The sequence below is a fragment of the Blastocatellia bacterium genome, assembly GCA_035275065.1.
Taxonomy (GTDB): domain Bacteria; phylum Acidobacteriota; class Blastocatellia; order UBA7656; family UBA7656; genus DATENM01.
Genome location: DATENM010000123.1, coordinates 1 through 2,294 on the forward strand (window position 1 = coordinate 1; position 2,294 = coordinate 2,294).

A 2,294-nucleotide genomic window follows, 5' to 3' on the forward strand; every position below is an offset into this window, starting at 1 on the left:
GCTGCTGGAGATGCCGAGCGATCATGCGAGGCCGGCAGAGCAGGAATACGAGGGCGGATGGGTAGATGTGGAGTTGGGGGAGGAGCTGACACGACGGCTGAAGGAGTTAAGTAAGCGGCAAGGGACGACCTTGTTCATGACACTGCTGGCTGGGTGGGGAGCGTTGCTATCGAGGCTGTCCGGGCAGCAGGATGTGGTGATCGGCACGCCGGTGGCGAACCGCGGGCGAGTGGAGATCGAAGGGCTGATCGGCTTCTTCATGAATATGGTGGCGCTGCGGCTGGACCTGTCGGGGTCACCGAGCGTGGAGGAAGTGCTGAGGCGAGTCAGGGAGAAGACGCTAAGGGCGCAGCAGCACCAGGACTTGCCGTTCGAGCAGGTGGTGGAGTTGGCGCGGCCTGTCCGCAGCCTTGCCCACAGTCCACTGTTCCAGGTGCTGTTTGATTGGCAGCAGGATGGTGGCGGACGCAGGTTGACGCTGCCGGGGCTGGAGCTAGCACCGCTGGATTCAGACGTGCCTATCGTCACCAATTTCGATCTCACCTTGAGCTTGCGAGACACGGGCGAGCGGATCGTGGGCGGGCTGGAGTACGCGACTTCGCTGTTCGAGCGCGAGACGGTGGAGCGGTATGTCAGATACTTGTGCACACTACTTGAAGGGATAGTCAACGATAGCACGCAGGCGGTAGATCGTCTGCCTCTATTGCCAGAAGCTGAGAGGCAGCAGGTGCTGTATGAGTGGAACACGACCGAAGCCGACTACCCGCGCGACCGGTGTGTGCACGAGTTGTTCGAGCAGCAGGTCGAGCGGACGCCAGAGGCCGTGGCGGTCATCTATGGCGATCAGCGCCTGAGCTATCGCGATCTCAACACGAAGGCCGAGCGGTTGGCGCGCTATCTGACCGAGGCCGGCTTGACGGTCGAGTCGCGCGTCGGCATCTACCTGCGGCGCTCGCCGGAAATAATGATCGCGGTGCTCGGCGTGATGAAGGCCGGCGGCGCCTACGTGCCGCTCGATTCAGGTTTGCCTAGGCCGCGCCTCGAACAGATGATGCGCGACGCCAGCATCGAGTGGGTGTTGGTGCATTCAGAGTTGATCGGCGGGCTGCCGTTGAGCGGAGTTGACCTGGTGGTGATGGATGGGGCCGGCAGCGACCCTGGCTGGCTGGACGGCGTCGCCGAGGAGCCGGTCGGCGCACCCGCGCCACGGCAGCGTCCAGAGAACCTCGCTTACATCCTCTACACGTCTGGCTCGACTGGGAATCCCAAAGGCGTGATGGTTGAGCAGCGCGGCTTGACCAACTACTTGACGTACGCGGCGGACAAGTACCTGGGACCTGAGGTCCGCGGGTCGGTGGTGAGTTCGCAGTTGAGCTTTGACGCGACGCTGACGACACTGCTGGCGCCGCTGCTGGTCGGCAAGCCCGTCGATCTGCTGGCCGACGACGAGGCGACGATGAGCCGGCTGGCGGCGCGACTGTTCGGCGGAGAGGAAGGCTGGCTGTTCAAGCTCACACCGGCGCACCTGGAGGTGTTGGAGTATGTAGAGTGGCCGCGGGCGGTAGGAGAGGCACCACACCGCATCGTGGTGGGCGGCGAGCAGTTGAGCGCGCAGAGGCTGAAGAGATGGAAGGGCGAGTTGCTGCCGGCGGCGACCTTCGACAATGAATACGGGCCAACCGAGACCGTCGTCGGCTGTAGCGTCTGGACGCTATCGGGCGAGAAGGGGCTGGAGGAACTGGAGGGGCAGGCGGCGGCGCCTATCGGACGGCCAATTGCCAACACGCAGTTGTATGTGCTCGGCGCAGGGCAGCAGCCGCAGCCTTGCAACAGCGTTGGCGAGTTATACATCGGCGGAGAGGGAGTGGCGCGCGGCTATTTGAATCAGGAGGAGTTGACGCGGGAGCGGTTCATCACCAACCCGTTTAGAGAAGGGCGACTGTACCGGACAGGCGATCTGGTGCGGTGGCGGGCGAGCGGCGAGTTGGAGTTCGTTGGGCGGCTCGACGATCAGGTGAAGATACGCGGCTACCGTGTAGAGCTGGGCGAGATCGAAGCGTGCTTGCGCGCGCAGGCCGCCGTGGCCGAGGCCGCCGTGGTGGTGAGAGAAGACGCGACGGGCGACAAACGCCTGGTGGCTTACTACACCCAGCCGGACGACCAGGAGATCGCCGCCGACGCCTTGCGCCAGCAACTAGCGGCAAGGCTGCCCGAGTATATGCTGCCATCGGCCTACGTCAGGCTGGCGCAGATGCCTTTGACGCCTAACGGCAAGCTCGACCGCAAGGCCCTGC

General features: G+C 64.1%; 1 protein-coding gene. It reads left to right on the top strand.

Translation table 11 applies throughout. From position 1 onward, the window contains the following. A partial coding sequence (locus tag VJ464_24065) for an amino acid adenylation domain-containing protein (protein ID HKQ08223.1) occupies window positions 1-2,294 on the top strand: 2,294 nt, incomplete at both ends.